Source organism: Snuella sedimenti (assembly GCF_016428595.1).
GTDB classification, from domain to species: Bacteria; Bacteroidota; Bacteroidia; order Flavobacteriales; family Flavobacteriaceae; genus Snuella; species Snuella sedimenti.
Window position 1 is genome coordinate 71,101 of sequence record NZ_JAELVQ010000009.1, and the last position, 17,666, is coordinate 88,766.

Sequence of the window (17,666 nt, forward strand, 5' to 3'; positions counted from 1 at the left end):
TTTTAATATCCAACCTTTTCTCTTACACGGTTTAAAACATCATTAGCAACTAACCGTGCTTTTTTAGCTCCGATAGCTAAAGCTTTATCAATTTCGTTTAAGTTGTCCATGTAGTAATTGTAGCGCTCCCGTTGCTCCGAAAAGACATCTACAATCAATTCAAATAAGGCTTGCTTGGCATGGCCATACCCATAACCACCGTTTTCGTAATTAGCCTTCATGGTTTCAATCTGCGCATCGTTGGCTAATAATTTATAAATGGCGAAGCAGTTGCATGTTGACCAGTCTTTGGGAGCCTCTAAAGGCGTACTATCGGTTTGAATAGACATAATTTGTTTGCGTAATTTTTTGTCATTCAAAAATATATTGATGGTATTGTCCCTGCTTTTGCTCATTTTTTCACCATCAGTACCGGGAATAAGCATGATGTTTTCTTGAGTTTTTCCTTCTGGTAATATAAAGGTGTCGCCCATTTTAGTATGAAAACGCGAAGCCACATCACGTGTCATTTCAATGTGTTGTAACTGGTCTTTTCCAACAGGGATAATTTCGGCATCGTACAATAGAATATCGGCAGCCATTAACATGGGATAGAAGAATAAACCAGAATTTACATCTTCTAATCGATCTGATTTGTCCTTAAAGCTGTGGGCTAAAGTTAAACGTTGGTAAGGAAAGAAACAGCTTAGATACCATGACAATTCCGTTACCTGGGGCACATCGCTTTGCCTGTAAAAAACAGTTTTTTCTACATCCAATCCAAAAGCTAGCCAAGTGGCGGCTGTCGAATAGGTGTTTGTACGTAATAACGCAGCATCTTTAATTTGGGTTAATGTATGCAGATTTGCTATGAATAGATAGGAATCGTTTTTAGGGTCGTTGGCCATTTCAATTGCTGGAATAATTGCACCTAAAATATTGCCCAAATGAGGAGTTCCTGTACTTTGTATACCTGTAAGTATTCTTGCCATTTATTTCTTCCTAAAACAGAAGTCTTTTATAAAGTTAAACAAAGGGCAAATGTAGGGATACTTCAGAATATAAAAAAGTGGTTCTTTAAGAACCGCTAATGTGTTGAAGCGCTCTTATTTTTTTAAAAGCCCAGCAATAAATAGAATAATTATGGCTCCAATGGCTCCTGTTATAATATCACCAATTACCCCACTCGATAAAGAGATGTCTAGGGTGTTGAAAGCCCAGTTTCCTACAATGCCCCCAATAATACCAAGTACAATATTGAAAATGACGCCAAATCCGCCACCTTTCATTAATTTTCCAGCAAGCCAACCGGCAATAGCACCTATTAATAATGCATAAAGTAAACTCATAGTCGATAATTTTATGTTCGTATTCCTTAAATATAATCAATTTATTAATACTATTTTTGCTAGATATGAATGTGTTTAAATATCTATTTTGGATATTGTATCGTTTTTGGTTTTATGTGCTTGTTATAATACCAATTATTGCGATGTCTCCACTGCTGTTAATTTCAATTTTAAGGGAGGCATGGTATCCATTCTTTTTTAGGCTAGCTCGAATATGGGCAAAGATTATCCTGTTTGGTATGGGCTTTAGGTATAGAATTTATAAAGAACAAACTCCCGAATTGAATAAGAGCTATATGTTTATAGCCAATCATACCTCTATGATCGACATTATGCTTATGCTAGCGGTGGTTAAAAATCCGTTTGTTTTTGTTGGAAAGAAAGAATTGGCAAAGCTTCCGCTATTTGGGTTTTTTTACAAGCGCACCTGTATTTTGGTTGATAGAAACTCTGCTAGAAGTGGACAAGCTGTTTTTTTAAGAGCACAACGCCGATTGAAATCAGGGTTAAGTATTTGTATTTTTCCAGAAGGCGGCGTACCCGAAGCGCACATTCTTTTGGATGCATTTAAGGATGGTGCCTTTAGACTAGCGATTAACCATAAAATACCTGTTGTTCCATTAACTTTTGCCGATAATAAAAAACGCTTTTCGTATACATTTTTTAGTGGAGGGCCAGGTAGGATGCGTGTTAAGATTCATAAATTTTTACTTACCGATACCTTGGGTGTTAAAGACACTAAAGATTTAAACAATAAGGCAAGAAGTGTCATATTGAATCAATTGAAAGTTTTAGGTGTAAATTAATGTAATTTCGATACAATACTCCTTCGGAATACGATTCAATCCAACAGGATTTTCATTCAAAAACTGTCAATTTGAGTGATTTTTCGAAGAAAAATAGTATCAAAAATAAGTTTTTGAATACCGGTTGAATTACGTCGAAACTCACATTAAATTAAGACTTCCCTTTGTACAAAAAAAACTGCTCTGGGGAGGAGCAGTTTTTCGATATTGATTTCCAAGCTTAAAGAAAACCAATATCATTCAGATCTAACCAAAAACCTAAAATTTAATGGCGAATCCGGTGTAAACCCCAATAAAATAGGGCTTGAAATTTCCGGAAGTATTGTTAAACGTGTTGATTTGATATTTAAACATAGGTTCTAAGCCTAAGTCTATTCTTTTAGAAATTTTATAGTTTAGTCCTAGTCCTAAATTAGCACTGTAACTTACTTTATTTAAGTTGGTGGCTTCTCCTAAAAGGCTTCTAGAACCTTCAGTTTCAGTATATATTTTGTTATTACTTAAAAAGAATGAGCTAAAGCCTCCAATGATGTTAACGCCTAATTTTTTATTTAAAAGTGCATATTCGATTTCTAGGGGCACTTCAATAAATCCAAGAGCTTGGTTTATGGATGTGTTGGATGTTTCTGTAAGCGTTTCGGGTCGCTTACTGGCACTAAGGCTTTCGTTGCTAATAAATGACATGTCGGCTTCAGGAGCACTGTTTATATTGTTGCTAGGAGCTATTGCTACATTTTGTAGTAGTTTGCTATTTGCATTTATTCCTATTGTTTGTATTACAACAATGTTGTTGGTGTTGTAGCCTAGGTTTACTTTGTTAATACCCGATCTAATGCTCAGTTTCCGGTTAATAGCATAGCTAGCCGTAATGCCATAACTCATATTGAGTTCACCACTTTTAGAGTTGTTGTTAAATTGTGGGTCTATGGAGGATCCCTCACCTAAACTGCTAAAATAAACAGGAGCAGCATTAGGAATAATGCGCCATCTGTTTAAGCGCCCTTCTTTTTCAATAATGTCTTTGGTTCCTTCTAAGGCGTCTTCTATAGTAAGCGGATTTTGTTTTGCATTGTTATTAGTTTTATTGTCTTCTGTTTTTTCGGAAGATACAATGTCGGTGATGTCTTGTGATTGCTTGTTAAAAAGGTCTTTGGCTTTATCTATAGTGATTAAAGGATCCGTGTCCTTGGACTGGTCTTCTTTTAAATAGTTAGCAATGGCGGTTTTGCTTTTGGTGTTTAAGACTTTATTGGATGGCTCATCACTGTTTTTATTATTAGGAGAAGTTGTTTCTGCTATTGCCGATTCGCTCAAAGGGGGTATGTTATTGGAAGGCTGTAATGGCGTTTCCCCTTTTCCTTCTTCATCTGATATGTTTTCTGAATTATCTGAGTTGGTAACAATACCTTCTTGATTATTAAAGCCGTTAGGGGTACTTGTGTTTTCATTGTTTGGAGAAGGCGTTTTCTCTGTGTTGACAACCTGGTTTTCAGGAATAGTATTATCCTGGTTAAAATAAATCATGCCAACGGTTAGCAGTAGTAATAGTAAAGCGGCAACACCTGCGTAACGCCACCATATTGGGATAATAATGCGTCGTTTTTTCTTTTTTTTGTCCAGTCGGGCTTCAATATGTTTCCAAACAGCATCGCTTGGTGCCACTTCAAAGTCCTTAAAGCGTTCCTGGAATAAGCGGTCTATATGTTTTTTGTCTCCCATTATAATGATTGTATGCGTTGTGTTGCTTTGTGATTTTCAATCGTTTTTTTCAAAATCTGTCTGGCACGGGCCAAATTAGATTTTGAAGTACCAACATTAATATTAAGCATTCCTGCTATGTCGTTATGCGAATAACCATCAAGTACATATAGGTTAAAAACCAACCTGTAACGATCTGGAAGTTCTTGAATGATTTTTAGAAGATAGTCTATAGAATAGGAGTCCTCGTCAATTTCTATTTCATTATCTTCAATCGTGTTTTCGTTTGTAATATTAAAAACTTTTTCACTTCTGTAGCGTTGCAGTGCTGTATTAATGGCTATTCGCTTTAGCCAGCCTTCAAAAGACCCTTTGTTCTTATATTGTTTAATTTTATCGAAAATTGTTAAAAATGCATCTTGAAGATTATCTTCGGCTTCGGCATAGTTTCTCGAATACTTTAAGCAAACAGAGAATAGCTTACTCGAAAAGAGTTTGTATAATTCCCCTTGTGCTTTAGTATTGTTGGCTTTACAATCTTCTATGAGCTGCTTTAAACTCAAATTAAACGCATATTAATTAGTTTTAAAACTAGTGGGTGTTATGAAGTAACAGGAACTTCAATAATCAAGTATTGATCTTCGTTGTTTTCGTCTTCACCTTGCCAAAATTTAAATATGTAGGAGCCATTGCTGGTAACTACAAAGTTAAAGGTAGCTTCTACAAGTTCATTTTCCAATACTTCACAATTATCTTTTTCAAATACATAGTTTATTGCTGCTACAGTACGTTCGTTATTGTCTTTTAAGTAGTAAAACTCTTTAAAAGCGTGACAGGTTGATGGTTTTAAATAGGTGATAGTAATAGGGTAGGTTTCGCCAAGTGCAAATTCGTCAGGAATGTCTACACTTTCTATTGGCAAAACTTCTAAATCGTAATTTGTACCATCATCGTCTATACTACATGCGCTAAAGAGAACGAGTGTCATGCAGAATACAAGGAACTTTTTCATAAAAATAAATTTAATAGTTTAATTATATGTGCTTTTTTCTTTGTAGATGCACTTAAAATAAAAAGGTTGCGTTTAAAACAAAAAAAATCCCGATGTGAATCGGGATTTTTTAATGTTTTCTAAGCTGTTTTTAAGAGCGCTTTTATTTTCTCTTCCAGTTCTTCAAACAGTTCCGGATTGTCTTTTATAATGGCTTTAACAGCATCGCGTCCTTGTCCTAATTTGGTGTCGTCGTAGCTAAACCAAGAACCGCTTTTCTTGATAACTTCCAAATCTACCGCAATATCTAGTATTTCGCCTACTTTTGAGACGCCTTCACCATACATAATGTCAAATTCAGCTGCTTTAAATGGCGGTGCTACTTTGTTTTTTACAACCTTAACCCTGGTTTTGTTTCCTAATACGTCTCCATTACTGCTTTTTATTTGTGTGGATCTTCTAATGTCCAATCGTACCGAGGCGTAAAACTTCAACGCATTACCTCCTGTAGTAGTTTCTGGATTTCCAAACATAACACCAATCTTTTCACGTAACTGGTTAATGAAAATTACCGTACAGTTTGTTTTGCTAATGGATGCAGTAAGTTTTCTTAGTGCTTGAGACATGAGTCGCGCATGGAGTCCCATTTTGGAGTCTCCCATTTCCCCTTCAATTTCACTTTTAGGAGTAAGAGCAGCAACCGAATCGATTACAACAATATCAATAGCGCCAGAGCGAATAAGGTTATCGGCAATTTCTAGAGCTTGCTCACCGTTGTCTGGTTGTGAGATAATTAGATTGTCAATGTCTACACCAAGCTTTTCTGCATAAAACCTATCGAAAGCGTGTTCTGCATCTATAAAGGCAGCAATGCCACCTGCCTTTTGGGCTTCTGCGATAGCATGTAATGTAAGGGTTGTTTTTCCTGACGATTCCGGCCCGTATATTTCAATAACACGTCCGCGAGGGTATCCGCCTACACCTAGTGCAATATCTAAGCCCAAGGATCCTGAAGGGATCGCTTCTACATCTACAATGGCGCTGTCACCCATTTTCATTACGGTGCCTTTGCCGTAAGCTTTATCTAGTTTGTCTAATGTAAGTTTAAGTGCTTTTAACTTAGCGTCTTTTTCACTACTCATGTATCTTTTTTTTATCTCATTTTAGTCATGCTAAAATACTATAATTGTTGTCACAATACAATGAACTCATTTAAACTTTTTCAATTGGCTAAAAAATTGCCCTTTTTTACCCATTTTTTGTCTTTTTCTCCTTCCGTAGCTCGGCTATGCAACTCAAAAAAGCTTTCAAATGTGCAAAAAATGCCTGATTTTCACTTCAATCTAAAAAGTTTAAATGAGTTCAATTTATGACGCAACCTTTTTGTGTAATTTGCATCTAGTGGTTAAAGAGGGAAAATTTTTGCTATGAAATGCCCATTAACAAAAAGTTGCAAACCCAACTGATATGATAATTTGGGCATCACACCTGACCCCTAAAAAACAATAAGCATAACAGATAAAATTATCCTAAAAATAGTTTTAGACTGCTTGTTTTTTGGGATTAAAATGAAAATATTTCAAAACAGAAAACAGGTCAGATTTAATGCGCTTTAGACTTGCTAAAGCGCATTTTTATGTTTCATAAATTGTTAGCTCCTAGTAAAAATTGTAAATTTGCGGCTTTAAAATATTTTTTAACCTTAAATATTAGTATAGCATGCAACTGTACAATAAATTAAGTGCTAAAGAAAGAGCAGAATTAATCGAGAAAGCAGGCAAAGATCGATTAACGCTTTCTTTTTATCAGTACGCCAAGATTGCCAATCCTCATGAATTTAGAGATCACCTGTTTGTCGTATGGGACCAGTTAGACGTTTTAGGGCGTATTTATGTGGCAGTAGAGGGAATAAATGCACAATTATCGCTTCCAGCCGACCGATTTAATGAGTTTAAAACCCATTTGGATACCATAGATTTTTTAAAAGGTGTTCGCTTAAACATTGCCGTAGAGCAGGATAATATGTCCTTTTTAAAACTGAAGGTGAAAGTGCGTAATAAAATTGTTGCGGACGGTTTAAACGATGATTCTTTTGATGTTACCAATAAAGGAGTGCACGTTGGGGCTAATGATTTCAATGCACTTATTGAAGACGAGAACACAATTCTTGTCGATATGCGTAACCACTATGAAAGTGAGATAGGGCATTTTAAAAATGCGATAACACCTGATGTGGATACGTTTAGAGAGTCCCTGGATATTATTGAGGACGATTTAAGAGATCATAAGGAAGACAAAAACTTGGTCATGTATTGTACTGGAGGCATTCGCTGTGAAAAGGCAAGTGCTTATTTTAAACACAAAGGGTTTAAAAATGTATACCAGTTAGAAGGCGGTATTATAGAGTATACACGTCAAGTTAACGAGCAAAATATAGAAAATAAATTTATTGGAAAGAATTTTGTGTTCGATGAACGTCGTGCCGAAAAAATAAGTGACGATGTCATTGCACAATGTCATCAATGTGGGAAACCAGCCGATGTACATACCAATTGTGCAAACGATGCATGCCATTTACTCTTTATTCAATGCGATGATTGTAAGGAAGATATGAACAATTGCTGTTCTGTTACCTGTAAAGAGATTCATGCCTTACCGTATGAAGAGCAAAAAGCTCTAAGAAAAGGACAAGGGAATAGCAATGACATATTTAAGAAAGGAAGAGCAGACCATTTACCTTATAAAAAAGATTTAAGAAATATTTTTGAGGTTCTTATGTCCAATAAACAGTAACGTATTGATATGCAAAAGATAGAGTTGATGGCGCCTGCGGGTAACTTTGAATCCTTACAGGCAGCCTTGGATAATGGAGCCGATTCGGTTTATTTTGGTGTAGAGCAATTGAATATGCGGGCAAGGGCTTCCATTAATTTCACTTTGGATGATCTTCAAGAGATTTCAGATCGTTGTAAAGCTAAAAATGTCCGCACCTATTTAACCTTAAACACCATTGTTTACGATCATGACTTATCGATTGTTAAAACCTTAATTAGAAAAGCTAAGGAAGCCAATATTACTGCTGTAATAGCGATGGATCAAGCAGTAATAGCAATGGCGCGTGAGCTAGGAATGGAAGTGCATATTTCTACTCAAATAAATATTACGAACATTGAAACAGTTAAGTTTTATGCGCTCTTTGCCGATACTATGGTCTTAAGCCGTGAACTTAGTTTGCGCCAAGTAAAGAAGATTACCGAACAAATTGAGAAAGAACAAATAAAAGGGCCTTCGGGGCGTCTTGTTGAAATTGAGATTTTTGGACATGGGGCACTTTGTATGGCTGTTTCGGGCAAGTGCTATATGAGTTTGCATTCACAGAATTCTTCGGCTAATCGCGGTGCCTGTAAACAAAATTGCAGAAAAAAATATACTGTAATCGATCAGGAAACTGGTTTTGAAATGGAGCTCGATAATGAGTATATCATGTCGCCTAAAGATTTATGTACCATTGATTTTTTAGATGAGGTAGTCGATGCCGGTATAAAGGTTTTAAAAATTGAAGGACGGGGGCGAGCACCAGAGTATGTTGCTAAGGTTATTAAATGCTATCGAGAAGCTATAGATAGTATTGAGGTAGGCACTTATAGTAAAGAAGAAGTGATTTCGTGGATGCAAACACTTGAAACAGTATATAATAGAGGTTTTTGGAGTGGTTATTACTTGGGGCAAAAATTAGGAGAATGGAGTAAAGGCTCGGGATCCCATGCTACACAAAAGAAAGTTTACATTGGCAAAGGTGTGCACTTTTTTCCAAAAGCGAACATTGGTGAATTTAAAATAGAAGCTTACGATGTAGCAATTGGTGATACTATTTTGATAACCGGAAAAACAACAGGTGCCGAAGAAATTAAGGTTGCCGAGATGTTGGTTAATGATGAGAAAAAAGAGAAAGGCACCAAAGGAGATTCTGTAACAATACCCTTGCCTTTTAGAATTAGACCTTCCGATAAATTGTATAAAATTGTTGAAAATAAAGTGGAAGCCTGATGGTGATAGTTACCTTGCAACGCAACAAGTGCATAGGGTGTAATTACTGTGTAGAATTGGCGCCAGAACAGTTTCAAATGTCAAAAAAAGATGGAAAATCCGTGCTCTTACATGCAAAGGAAAAGAAAGGATTTCATACGTTAAAGATACATGACGATTTGAGTTTTGAAACCTGTGAAAATGCTTCAAAAGCATGTCCGGTAAAGATTATAGATGTTAAGATGATTTAATTCTTTTTAAGCAATTAAAATAGTCTGTATTTAAATCTTATCTTTACCAAGCAAAATTATTATTAACCTTCATTCGTAATGCTTTTTAGAGCCTTAACGAATTCAATATATTAAAAAGATGGCTTGTAACAGTTGTTCAACTGGAAAAGACGGGCAACCTAAAGGATGTAGAAACAATGGTACTTGTGGTACCGATAGCTGTAATAAGTTAACCGTATTCGATTGGCTTGCTAATATGTCACTTCCTAATGGTGAAAAACCATTCAACTGGGTTGAAGTTCGTTTTAAAAACGGAAGAAAGCATTATTATAAAAACCCCGAAGATTTAACGCTTAGTATTGGCGATATTGTTGCTACACAAGCAAAATCAGGGCACGATATAGGTATGGTGACCCTTACGGGAGAGTTAGTACGTGTTCAAATGAAACGCAAAGGTATTGCATTTGAAGGGGACGATGTACTAAAAATTTACCGTAAGGCAAGTCAGAAAGATATCGATATATGGCAAAAAGCACGCGATAGGGAAGAACCTATGAAAGTACGTGCGCGCCAGTTTGCGATTGATTTAAAATTGCAGATGAAGATTTCTGATATCGAATTTCAAGGTGATGCCAGTAAAGCGACATTTTACTATACGGCCGAAGAGCGTGTGGATTTTCGTGAGCTTATTAAAGTTTTTGCACGCGAGTTTAGAACGCGTATTGAAATGAAACAAGTTGGGTTTCGTCAAGAGGCCTCTAGACTGGGAGGTATTGGCTCTTGCGGTCGTGAATTGTGTTGTTCTACTTGGTTAACCGATTTTCGTTCGGTGAGTACTTCGGCAGCACGTTACCAGCAATTGTCATTGAATCCACAAAAATTAGCAGGACAATGTGGTAAGTTAAAATGTTGTTTAAATTATGAGTTGGACAGCTATCTTGATGCTTTAAAAGATTTTCCAAAAACCGATATAAAGCTTAAAACAGAAAAAGGGATTGCTGTTTGCCAAAAAACCGACATTTTTAAAGGTCACATGTGGTATGCCTATGAAGGTGAATGGATGCATTGGCATAAGATTACTACAGCTCAGGCTAACGAAATTATTGAAGCTAATAAAAATAACAAACCCATTGCCAGTCTTGAAGAATATGCCTCCGATCTAGTGGAGGATACTAAAGCTGAGTTTGAAAACGTTGTAGGTCAAGATAGTTTAACACGCTTCGATAGTCCAAAACGCAATAAAAAACGTAAAAACAATAGGAACAGGAATAATAAAAACAAAAAGAATACTAACAACAAAAGAAAACCTCAAAGAAACAAAAATGTTAAGAAATAGTGTATTTGTATTTTTTTTGATTATTTCTTTTGTTTCGTGTGACTCAAATCGTGTTTTTGATGTTTACAAACCTGTTTCTGCTAATGGATGGCATAAAGATTCCATCGTAAGTTTTAAGGTAAGCCCTCCAGATTCCATACAAGCTTATAATTTGTTCGTTAATTTAAGGAATACCAATGCTTATAAATTCAACAACCTGTTTTTAATCGTAGAGATGGTGTTTCCGCATGGTAAGACAATAAAAGATACTTTAGAATATAGAATGGCCGATCCAAGCGGTAAGTTATTGGGAGAAGGTTATACCGATGTTAAGGAGAATAAACTTTGGTATAAAGAACAGGTGGTATTTAATGAGGCTGGAGAATATACGGTCAATGTCCAGCACGCCATGCGTGAAAACGGAAAGGTAAATGGTGTTATTAACCTTGATGGCGTTACAGATGTAGGTTTTAGAATTGAAAAACCTTTAAACAAATAAATGTCACTTCGAGTGATTCTGGTTTTTTTTATCAGAATTGTATCGAGAAGTATTTAATATTTAAATTAAATGGCGAAAGTAAGAACAAAAAATAAAAAGGAAACAGCAACACAAGACTTTTCTAAGTATATTCGTTGGTTTTGGATTCTATTTTCTGTGGGGATTTTGTCTTTAGTCTTATTGTTTCTATTGGCCTCATGGGGGGTGTTTGGAGAAATGCCCGATCATACGGTTTTAGAGAACCCAAAAACCAACTTGGCTACCGAAATTATTTCTTCAGATGGAAAAACACTAGGGAAATTTTATTTCGACGATAATAGAACACCGGTAGATTACGGTGAATTGCCAAAGCATTTAGTGGATGCACTCATTGCCACCGAAGATGCTCGCTTTGAAGAGCATTCGGGGATTGATGCCCGTGGAACGATTAGGGCTGTTTTAACACTGGGAAGCGGGGGTGGAGCCAGTACCATATCGCAACAGTTGGCAAAAAAGTTATTCCATGGCGAAGGATCTAAAAATACTGTAGAGCGCATATTACAAAAAGCAAAGGAATGGATCATTGCCATTCGTTTGGAGCGTCAATATACCAAAGAAGAGATTGTCGCCCAATACTTCAATATTTATGATTTTTTAAATAATGCCGATGGTATCCGTAGTGCTTCTAGAATTTATTTTGGTAAAGAGCCTAAAGAGTTGGGGCTTAAGGAATCGGCCATGCTGGTAGGTATGTTTAAAAATTCATCCTATTTCAATCCAAGAGTACGCCCTGACGAAACACTTAAACGACGTAATGTAGTATTGGCACAAATGGCCAAATACGGTTATATAGATGAAGCGGTTAAAGACTCCTTACAACAAACAGATTTAGACCTGAATTATTCTCCGGAATCTCATCGTGAGGGGATTGCTACCTACTTCAGGGAGTATTTAAAAACGTTTATGAAAGATTGGATTAAGAAAAATCCAAAACCCGATGGTAGCAAGTGGAACTTGTACAATGATGGTTTAAAAGTGTATACCACTATCGATTCACGTATGCAACAGTATGCCGAGGACGCTGTACAGCAACATATGCCGCGATTACAAGCGGAGTTTTTTAATCAAAATACCCCGAAGCGAAACCCTACTGCTCCGTTTTTAGAATTGACACCGGGAGCTATCGATACCTTAATGAGGCGTTCCATGCGGCAAGGTGAGCGCTGGAGGATATTGAAAAAGGCAGGAATGTCTGAGAAGGAAATTGAAGCATCGTTTCACAAACCAGTGAAGATGACAGTATTTGAGTGGAAAGATGGTAAACCGTCGGAGATAGATACCATTATGAAACCAATCGATTCCATGCGTTATTACAAGTCGTTTTTAAGAACGGGTATGATGTCTATGGAGCCGCAAACAGGCCATGTAAAGGCCTGGGTAGGCGGTATTAATTACAGGCATTTTCAATACGATATGGTAAGCCAGGGAAAACGCCAGGTTGGTTCTACTTTTAAGCCGTTTGTTTATGCAACGGCTATAGACCAGTTACACTTATCACCTTGCTACGAATTACCTGATACGCCTTTCTGTATAGACAAAGGGAAGTATGGCAATCCAGAAGAGTGGTGTCCTAAAAATGAGGGTGATAAATATGGTGGAATTAGAACTTTAAAGGATGCTCTGGCCAATTCGGTAAATACGGTAACAGCACGGTTAATGGATAAGGTAGGACCTCAAACGGTGGTGGATCTGGCCAGAAAGTTAGGTGTTGAGTCTGAGATACTGCCGGTGCCGGCTATCGCATTGGGAACAGCAGAACTCAGTGTGTATGAAATGGTAGGAGCTTATGCTACCTTTGCTAATAAAGGGGTCTATACAAAACCTGTATTGGTAACAGCCATTGAAGATAAAAACGGAACGGTACTATATCAATTTAAGCCGGAGACAAGGGATGTATTAAGTGACGAATCTGCTTATGTGACTGTGAAGCTTTTAGAAGGTGTAACACAATATGGTTCGGGTGCGCGCTTAAGGGGTAAAGGCAGAGATGCTTACAGAGCGGACTACAGAGAAATAATTACCGGTTACCCTTATGAATTTACAAATCCTATAGCAGGAAAAACAGGAACTACACAAAACCAGAGTGATGGTTGGTTTATGGGTATGGTACCCAATTTGGTGACCGGTGTTTGGGTAGGGGCCGAAGAAAGATCGGTTCATTTTAAAACCATTACCTATGGACAGGGAGCAGCTATGGCCTTACCAATATGGGGGGTGTATATGAAAAACTGTTACGCCGATGAGACTTTGAATATCTCCAAAGAAGACTTTGAAGCACCGCTTGAGCTTTCCATAAATGTGGATTGTTCTAAGGCTTCCGACAAAAATAGTATAGATAATTCGAGCGATGATTTGCCGGATGATTTGGAGTTTTAATTAACGCAAGGTTTACCTGAAATTTGTTGTTTTAATCGAAAAGAATTCCTTGAGGCTCTGCCTCGGAGATAGTTCGTTTTAAGAAATTCTTTATTAGGTAATTTTAACGGTCTCTAAGTTATAAATGGTACAAATTTATATCTTGCCATTCCATTCGTTGTAGAACTGGTCTAGAAACTTAAGCATGTAATTGTGTCGTTCGGTTGCAATTTGCTTTCCTGTTGCCGTATTCATTTTATCTTTTAAGCGTAAAAGTTTTTCATAAAAATGGTTAATACTTGGAGCTGTAGATGCCTTGTATTCTTCTTTGGTCATGTTAAGATTAGGTTCAATAGAAGGATCGTAAATAGCCCTGTTTTTAAAGCCGCCATAGTTAAAGCAACGTGCAATACCAATAGCTCCAATGGCATCCAAGCGATCGGCATCCTGTACCACATCCAGTTCTGGAGAGTGGAATTTTTGGGATTCGTTGCCCCCTTTAAAAGAAATGTTTTCTATAATCTGGACGATGTGGTCGATGCAACTTGAGTTTATTTCAAGCTTTGTTAAAAAATCGCGTGCTATTCTAGGGCCGATACTCTCATTTCCATTATGAAATTTACTATCGGCAATATCATGCAGTAAAGCACCAAGTGCAACTATAAAAGCATCGACGTTTTCATTTTTGGCAATTAACAAGGCATTCTTATAAACACGTTCTATATGAAACCAATCGTGCCCCCCTTCAGCATGGGTTAATTGTTCTTTTACAAAAGCAATGGTTTGGTTTATTTTTTCTGTAGAAGTTTGCATAGTGTAAAAATAAAAATTCCTCTCACAAAGGAAAGGAATTGGTTTTGATTTGAATGGAATGGGGCTTCTATTTAACAATAGCTGGTTCTACCCATTTAAATTGATATGAGTTTTCGGGTATTTTCATGCGTTCGGATAAACGATACATTCTAGAAGGGAGTTTCATAAGGTAATCCCTAGCTTTTTCGGCCTCATCATTTAATCCTGTAATCGAGCCAATTTCCCAGCGGTCTATTAGTTTTTGAAGAATGTCAACATAATCGTTAGAAGTATAAACGCCTATACGTTGTGCTGTGTTAGAAAACTCTTCAAAAGCAGTACTTATCTTGCCACCCGATTCCCTTAAAAAATGTGCTGGCATGGTAATTTTTTTCTTCATCATATAGTGAAATGCCATCATCATTTGACTAGGATCCACCTTAAAGATACGTTCTACAAACTCCGAATAGGCATTATGGTGGCGCATTTCGTCTCCCGAAATAATTTTACACATTTTTGACAAGCGCTTATTTCCTTTTTGTTTAGCAATTTTGGCAACGCGATTATGGGAAACATAGGTTGCTAATTCTTGAAAACTGGTATATACAAAGTTTTTGTACGGATCTCTATCGGTACCGATGTCAAAACCATCGGCAATAAGGTACTGAGTCGTTTTTTCAATTTCTTTCATGTTTACCCTTCCAGAAAGGTAAAGGTATTTGTTAAGCACATCACCATGCCTGTTTTCTTCGGCCGTCCATTGGCGAACCCATTTAGCCCAACCATTTTCATTTTCACGGTCTACCTGATCAACACCTTCAACATCCATAAGCCAAGATTCGTAGGTAGGTAATGCTTCTTCGGTAATCATGTCGCCCACTAAAACAACCCAAAAATCGTATGGAAGCTCTTTCGCTAATTCTCTAATTTCTCTTATTTCTTCAAAGAAGTTATGGTCTGTTGTTTCAGAATTTGGCAAAAAATCTGTAGGTTGCCATATACTATCTATAGGAATCAAATATTTTTGCATTAAAGCATCAACGTCTTTTTCCAAAAACTGCATAACCTCTAATCTCTTATTCTTTAAAGACATTTTTTGTTTTTTTATGATTCAATATGTTTTGTAATCGTTTCTTCAATACTATTAATAAGCTCCTGCTTATCTGCAAAGGTAGCTAATTCTATGGGTTTATGCACGGTAAATTTAAGGTGATTGCCTAGTCCCATTGGGAATTTCCCATATCTCAACATTTTCCATGAGTTGTTTATTGTTACAGGAACAATTAAGGCTGATGGCGTTTTTTTGAAGAGTATTTCCAAGCCTTTTGTTTGAAAAGGCTTTGGTTTCCCATTTTTACTTCTGGTGCCTTCTGGGAAAATAACTCCGGATCGCTTGTTTTTTTCAAGATACTCTCCAAATTTCATTAGAGCAGGTAGGGATTGCCTTGGATTTTTACGGTCTATTAATGCAGCGCCTCCATGACGTAAGTTATACGATACACTGGGAATGCCCTTTCCTAATTCTATTTTACTTATAAATTTAGGGTGGTGTTTGCGCATAAACCATGTTAGGGGATAGATATCGTGCAAGCTTTGGTGGTTCGCAACAATAATGAGAGGTCTGTTTTCGTCAATTTTGTGCGGGTTGATGTATGAAAATCGTGTGCCTAAAATGTTGGCGCATCGCATTAAAAAAAATTGTAAAATATCGACACTTACTTTGTGTGCTTGATAGCCAAATAAATTAAAACAAATCCACTGTATTGGGTGGAAAATAATAAGTGTTAATAAAAAACATAAATGATAGATACAACTAAGAGGGTACGATAATATTTTTTGCATGCTCCAAAAATAAGTAAAAACTTAGTTTTAGTCTACAGGTAGACAATGGTTATTTTAGCAATGAATGTTTGATGGATTTTGGTGTAAAAAAAACCACACAAAGAAGTGTGGTTTAGGTGTTTAACTATTGAAGTGATTTGAACTTTTACAAATTGGCTAAAAGATTGCCAGTTTGCGCCCATATTTTGTTTTTTTATCGTCACGTAGCCCTGCTATACGACTCAAAAAAGCCTTCATTTGGTCACAAACCCATTAATTTTCGCTTCAATCCAAAAAGTTTAAACCACTTCATTATTTAATTTTAGCAGTGCTCGTTATAAGCGTCTATTAAGTTTTCTGCAATTAATTCGGCTGGACGGCCTTCAATATGATGGCGTTCTAACATGTGTACCAATTCACCATTTTTAAATAAAGCCATACTCGGTGAACTTGGAGGGAACGGAATCATATGTTGTCTTGCTTGTGCAACAGCGTCTTTATCAACACCTGCAAAAACAGTAACGATATGGTCAGGGCGTTTCGTGTTTTCTAAACTTAGTCGTGCTCCCGGACGTGCATTTGCTGCTGCACAGCCACAAACCGAATTTACAACTACTAAAGTTGTGCCTTCTTTTGCCAAGGCAGTGTCAACGTCTTCGGGGGTGTGTAACTCTTCAAAGCCAACACGAGTTAAATCTTCACGCATTGGTTTTACTAATTCTGCTGGATACATATTTCTTTAATTTTAATAATTAACAGTTTAAGACTGCAAAGATACCAATTTGTGTAACAAAAAAGTAATACTATCAACTAACAAATATGATGTTCACTTGAAGAGCTTGTTTAAGCTTTTTTGTTTAATCGAATTCAATCGTTAAATTTAATCAGTCTCTTAATTATAATTTCTTCTTTTAAAAGAATTTATTTATATGTAGGTTTGACGATTAATAAAATTGATACTTACATGAATTTTTCAAAATGGATAGGCGCCTCTATTGGCTGGTCGTTTGGTGGTCCTATTGGTGCTATTGTTGGTTTGGCTTTAGGAAGTGTTGTTGATGCTATTGCAAACGGGAAGGATGTTGAAAGCACCACACGTCAAAGGCGTCGAGTGGATTATGGTACGCAAAGACGGCAGCCACAAACGCAACCCGGTGATTTTGAAGTGAGCCTACTTATTTTGGCTTCTGTCGTTATAAAGGCTGATGGCAAACAAGACCAACGTGAATTGGATTTTGTACGTCAGCAGTTTGTTAGTATGTATGGGAAAGAACGTGCTAATCGTGCATTTAGATTGTTTAAGGAGATAAATAAGCAACAGCATATTTCAACGAGGCAGGTGTGTTTACAGATAAAACAGATGATGCAGCACGCATCGCGTTTACAGTTACTACATTTTTTATTTGGTATAGCCAAGGCCGATGGTTTTGTTACCGATAGTGAATTAAATCAGATTCATACTATTGCCGGTTATTTAGGGATAAGCCATGTCGATTACGAAAGTATCAAGGCTATGTTTTATGAAAATGCCGATAATGCCTATAAAATTTTGGAGATTGATAAAAGTGCAACGAACGACGACATTAAAAAGGCTTATAGGAAAATGGCAAAGAAATACCATCCCGATAAGGTTGTTCACTTAGGGGAAGCGCACCAAAAAGGGGCTGAAGAAAAATTTAGACAGGTACAGGATGCTTACGAGAAGCTACAAAAGGAACGTGGGTTTTAGAATGTTTGAAAAAAGAAAGCCTATCACATTTTTAATC

Annotated in this window: 18 protein-coding genes; 8 read left to right on the plus strand and 10 right to left on the minus strand. The window is 36.8% G+C overall.

Annotated features, from left to right (window positions below):
- Positions 1-2: 2 nt before the first annotated feature.
- Both trpS and JF259_RS08890 read right to left on the minus strand, forming a co-directional pair.
- Positions 3-971 carry a tryptophan--tRNA ligase gene (gene trpS / locus JF259_RS08885; protein ID WP_199114964.1) on the minus strand — a complete coding sequence of 323 codons (969 nt, stop codon included), beginning with the start codon at positions 969-971 and terminating at the stop codon, positions 3-5.
- Positions 972-1,085: 114 nt separating this feature from the next.
- Positions 1,086-1,328 carry a GlsB/YeaQ/YmgE family stress response membrane protein gene (locus JF259_RS08890; RefSeq protein WP_199114965.1) on the minus strand — a complete coding sequence of 81 codons (243 nt, stop codon included), beginning with the start codon at positions 1,326-1,328 and terminating at the stop codon, positions 1,086-1,088.
- 65 nt (positions 1,329-1,393) lie between these two features.
- Here JF259_RS08890 and JF259_RS08895 point away from each other — a divergent pair, with 65 nt between their 5' ends.
- The gene (locus JF259_RS08895) at positions 1,394-2,134 is read left to right on the plus strand and encodes a lysophospholipid acyltransferase family protein (protein WP_199114966.1); all 741 of its coding nucleotides are present in this window, start codon (positions 1,394-1,396) and stop codon (positions 2,132-2,134) included.
- Between the two features lie 258 nt (positions 2,135-2,392).
- Here the strand turns inward: JF259_RS08895 and JF259_RS08900 are convergent, their stop codons facing one another.
- The 4 genes from JF259_RS08900 to recA form a co-directional block, all read right to left on the minus strand.
- Positions 2,393-3,853: a hypothetical protein gene (locus tag JF259_RS08900; protein WP_199114967.1), complete on the minus strand. Its 1,461-nt coding sequence runs from the start codon at positions 3,851-3,853 to the stop codon at positions 2,393-2,395.
- Positions 3,853-4,395, minus strand: a complete 543-nt coding sequence (locus tag JF259_RS08905) for an RNA polymerase sigma factor (RefSeq protein ID WP_199114968.1) — start codon at positions 4,393-4,395, stop codon at positions 3,853-3,855. The genes JF259_RS08900 and JF259_RS08905 overlap by 1 nt, the downstream gene beginning before the upstream one ends.
- Positions 4,396-4,433: 38 nt before the next feature.
- Positions 4,434-4,844, minus strand: a complete 411-nt coding sequence (locus JF259_RS08910; protein WP_199114969.1) for a hypothetical protein — start codon at positions 4,842-4,844, stop codon at positions 4,434-4,436.
- Positions 4,845-4,963: 119 nt separating this feature from the next.
- On the minus strand, positions 4,964-5,965 hold the full coding sequence (gene recA / locus JF259_RS08915; RefSeq protein ID WP_199114970.1) for a recombinase RecA: 1,002 nt from the start codon (positions 5,963-5,965) through the stop codon (positions 4,964-4,966).
- Positions 5,966-6,542: 577 nt separating this feature from the next.
- Here recA and trhO point away from each other — a divergent pair.
- The 6 genes from trhO to JF259_RS08945 all read left to right on the plus strand — a co-directional run bounded on the left by trhO (position 6,543) and on the right by JF259_RS08945 (position 13,308).
- The gene (gene trhO / locus JF259_RS08920; protein WP_199114971.1) at positions 6,543-7,616 is read left to right on the plus strand and encodes an oxygen-dependent tRNA uridine(34) hydroxylase TrhO; all 1,074 of its coding nucleotides are present in this window, start codon (positions 6,543-6,545) and stop codon (positions 7,614-7,616) included.
- 9 nt (positions 7,617-7,625) lie between these two features.
- Positions 7,626-8,870 (plus strand): peptidase U32 family protein, encoded by a 1,245-nt coding sequence (locus JF259_RS08925; RefSeq protein WP_199114972.1) that lies wholly within the window; start codon positions 7,626-7,628, stop codon positions 8,868-8,870.
- Entirely contained in the window at positions 8,870-9,100 is a 231-nt protein-coding gene (locus tag JF259_RS08930; protein WP_199114973.1) for a ferredoxin, read from the plus strand. The genes JF259_RS08925 and JF259_RS08930 overlap by 1 nt, the downstream gene beginning before the upstream one ends.
- Positions 9,101-9,218: 118 nt before the next feature.
- Positions 9,219-10,415, plus strand: coding sequence for a PSP1 domain-containing protein (locus JF259_RS08935; protein WP_199114974.1), 1,197 nt, complete (start codon positions 9,219-9,221; stop codon positions 10,413-10,415).
- Entirely contained in the window at positions 10,402-10,893 is a 492-nt protein-coding gene (locus JF259_RS08940; protein ID WP_199114975.1) for a gliding motility lipoprotein GldH, read from the plus strand. The genes JF259_RS08935 and JF259_RS08940 overlap by 14 nt, the downstream gene beginning before the upstream one ends.
- A 69-nt stretch (positions 10,894-10,962) precedes the next feature.
- Entirely contained in the window at positions 10,963-13,308 is a 2,346-nt protein-coding gene (locus tag JF259_RS08945) for a penicillin-binding protein 1A (protein WP_199114976.1), read from the plus strand.
- A 135-nt stretch (positions 13,309-13,443) separates the two neighbouring features.
- Here the strand turns inward: JF259_RS08945 and JF259_RS08950 are convergent, their stop codons facing one another.
- The 4 genes from JF259_RS08950 to JF259_RS08965 form a co-directional block, all read right to left on the minus strand.
- Positions 13,444-14,100, minus strand: a complete 657-nt coding sequence (locus tag JF259_RS08950; protein ID WP_199114977.1) for an HD domain-containing protein — start codon at positions 14,098-14,100, stop codon at positions 13,444-13,446.
- Between the two features lie 67 nt (positions 14,101-14,167).
- Positions 14,168-15,172: an acyl-ACP desaturase gene (locus tag JF259_RS08955; RefSeq protein ID WP_199114978.1), complete on the minus strand. Its 1,005-nt coding sequence runs from the start codon at positions 15,170-15,172 to the stop codon at positions 14,168-14,170.
- An 11-nt stretch (positions 15,173-15,183) separates the two neighbouring features.
- Positions 15,184-15,921, minus strand: a complete 738-nt coding sequence (locus JF259_RS08960; protein ID WP_199114979.1) for a lysophospholipid acyltransferase family protein — start codon at positions 15,919-15,921, stop codon at positions 15,184-15,186.
- Positions 15,922-16,222: 301 nt separating this feature from the next.
- On the minus strand, positions 16,223-16,633 hold the full coding sequence (locus JF259_RS08965) for a BrxA/BrxB family bacilliredoxin (RefSeq protein ID WP_199114980.1): 411 nt from the start codon (positions 16,631-16,633) through the stop codon (positions 16,223-16,225).
- A gap of 231 nt (positions 16,634-16,864) precedes the next feature.
- On the opposite strand from JF259_RS08965, the gene JF259_RS08970 reads away from it, so the two are divergent.
- Positions 16,865-17,629: a TerB family tellurite resistance protein gene (locus JF259_RS08970; RefSeq protein WP_199114981.1), complete on the plus strand. Its 765-nt coding sequence runs from the start codon at positions 16,865-16,867 to the stop codon at positions 17,627-17,629.
- The last annotated feature ends 37 nt before the right edge of the window (positions 17,630-17,666 follow it).

What these genes read in the sequence shown, in the direction of transcription:
- trpS (WP_199114964.1), bottom strand. Translation starts at nt 971, where the DNA reads ATGGCAAGAATACTTACAGGTATACAAAGTACAGGAACTCCTCATTTG.
- JF259_RS08890 (WP_199114965.1), bottom strand. Translation starts at nt 1,328, where the DNA reads ATGAGTTTACTTTATGCATTATTAATAGGTGCTATTGCCGGTTGGCTT.
- JF259_RS08895 (WP_199114966.1), top strand. Translation starts at nt 1,394, where the DNA reads ATGAATGTGTTTAAATATCTATTTTGGATATTGTATCGTTTTTGGTTT.
- JF259_RS08900 (WP_199114967.1), bottom strand. Translation starts at nt 3,853, where the DNA reads ATGGGAGACAAAAAACATATAGACCGCTTATTCCAGGAACGCTTTAAG.
- JF259_RS08910 (WP_199114969.1), bottom strand. Translation starts at nt 4,844, where the DNA reads ATGAAAAAGTTCCTTGTATTCTGCATGACACTCGTTCTCTTTAGCGCA.
- recA (WP_199114970.1), bottom strand. Translation starts at nt 5,965, where the DNA reads ATGAGTAGTGAAAAAGACGCTAAGTTAAAAGCACTTAAACTTACATTA.
- trhO (WP_199114971.1), top strand. Translation starts at nt 6,543, where the DNA reads ATGCAACTGTACAATAAATTAAGTGCTAAAGAAAGAGCAGAATTAATC.
- JF259_RS08925 (WP_199114972.1), top strand. Translation starts at nt 7,626, where the DNA reads ATGCAAAAGATAGAGTTGATGGCGCCTGCGGGTAACTTTGAATCCTTA.
- JF259_RS08930 (WP_199114973.1), top strand. Translation starts at nt 8,870, where the DNA reads ATGGTGATAGTTACCTTGCAACGCAACAAGTGCATAGGGTGTAATTAC.
- JF259_RS08935 (WP_199114974.1), top strand. Translation starts at nt 9,219, where the DNA reads ATGGCTTGTAACAGTTGTTCAACTGGAAAAGACGGGCAACCTAAAGGA.
- JF259_RS08940 (WP_199114975.1), top strand. Translation starts at nt 10,402, where the DNA reads ATGTTAAGAAATAGTGTATTTGTATTTTTTTTGATTATTTCTTTTGTT.
- JF259_RS08945 (WP_199114976.1), top strand. Translation starts at nt 10,963, where the DNA reads ATGGCGAAAGTAAGAACAAAAAATAAAAAGGAAACAGCAACACAAGAC.
- JF259_RS08950 (WP_199114977.1), bottom strand. Translation starts at nt 14,100, where the DNA reads ATGCAAACTTCTACAGAAAAAATAAACCAAACCATTGCTTTTGTAAAA.
- JF259_RS08955 (WP_199114978.1), bottom strand. Translation starts at nt 15,172, where the DNA reads ATGTCTTTAAAGAATAAGAGATTAGAGGTTATGCAGTTTTTGGAAAAA.
- JF259_RS08960 (WP_199114979.1), bottom strand. Translation starts at nt 15,921, where the DNA reads ATGCAAAAAATATTATCGTACCCTCTTAGTTGTATCTATCATTTATGT.
- JF259_RS08965 (WP_199114980.1), bottom strand. Translation starts at nt 16,633, where the DNA reads ATGTATCCAGCAGAATTAGTAAAACCAATGCGTGAAGATTTAACTCGT.
- JF259_RS08970 (WP_199114981.1), top strand. Translation starts at nt 16,865, where the DNA reads ATGAATTTTTCAAAATGGATAGGCGCCTCTATTGGCTGGTCGTTTGGT.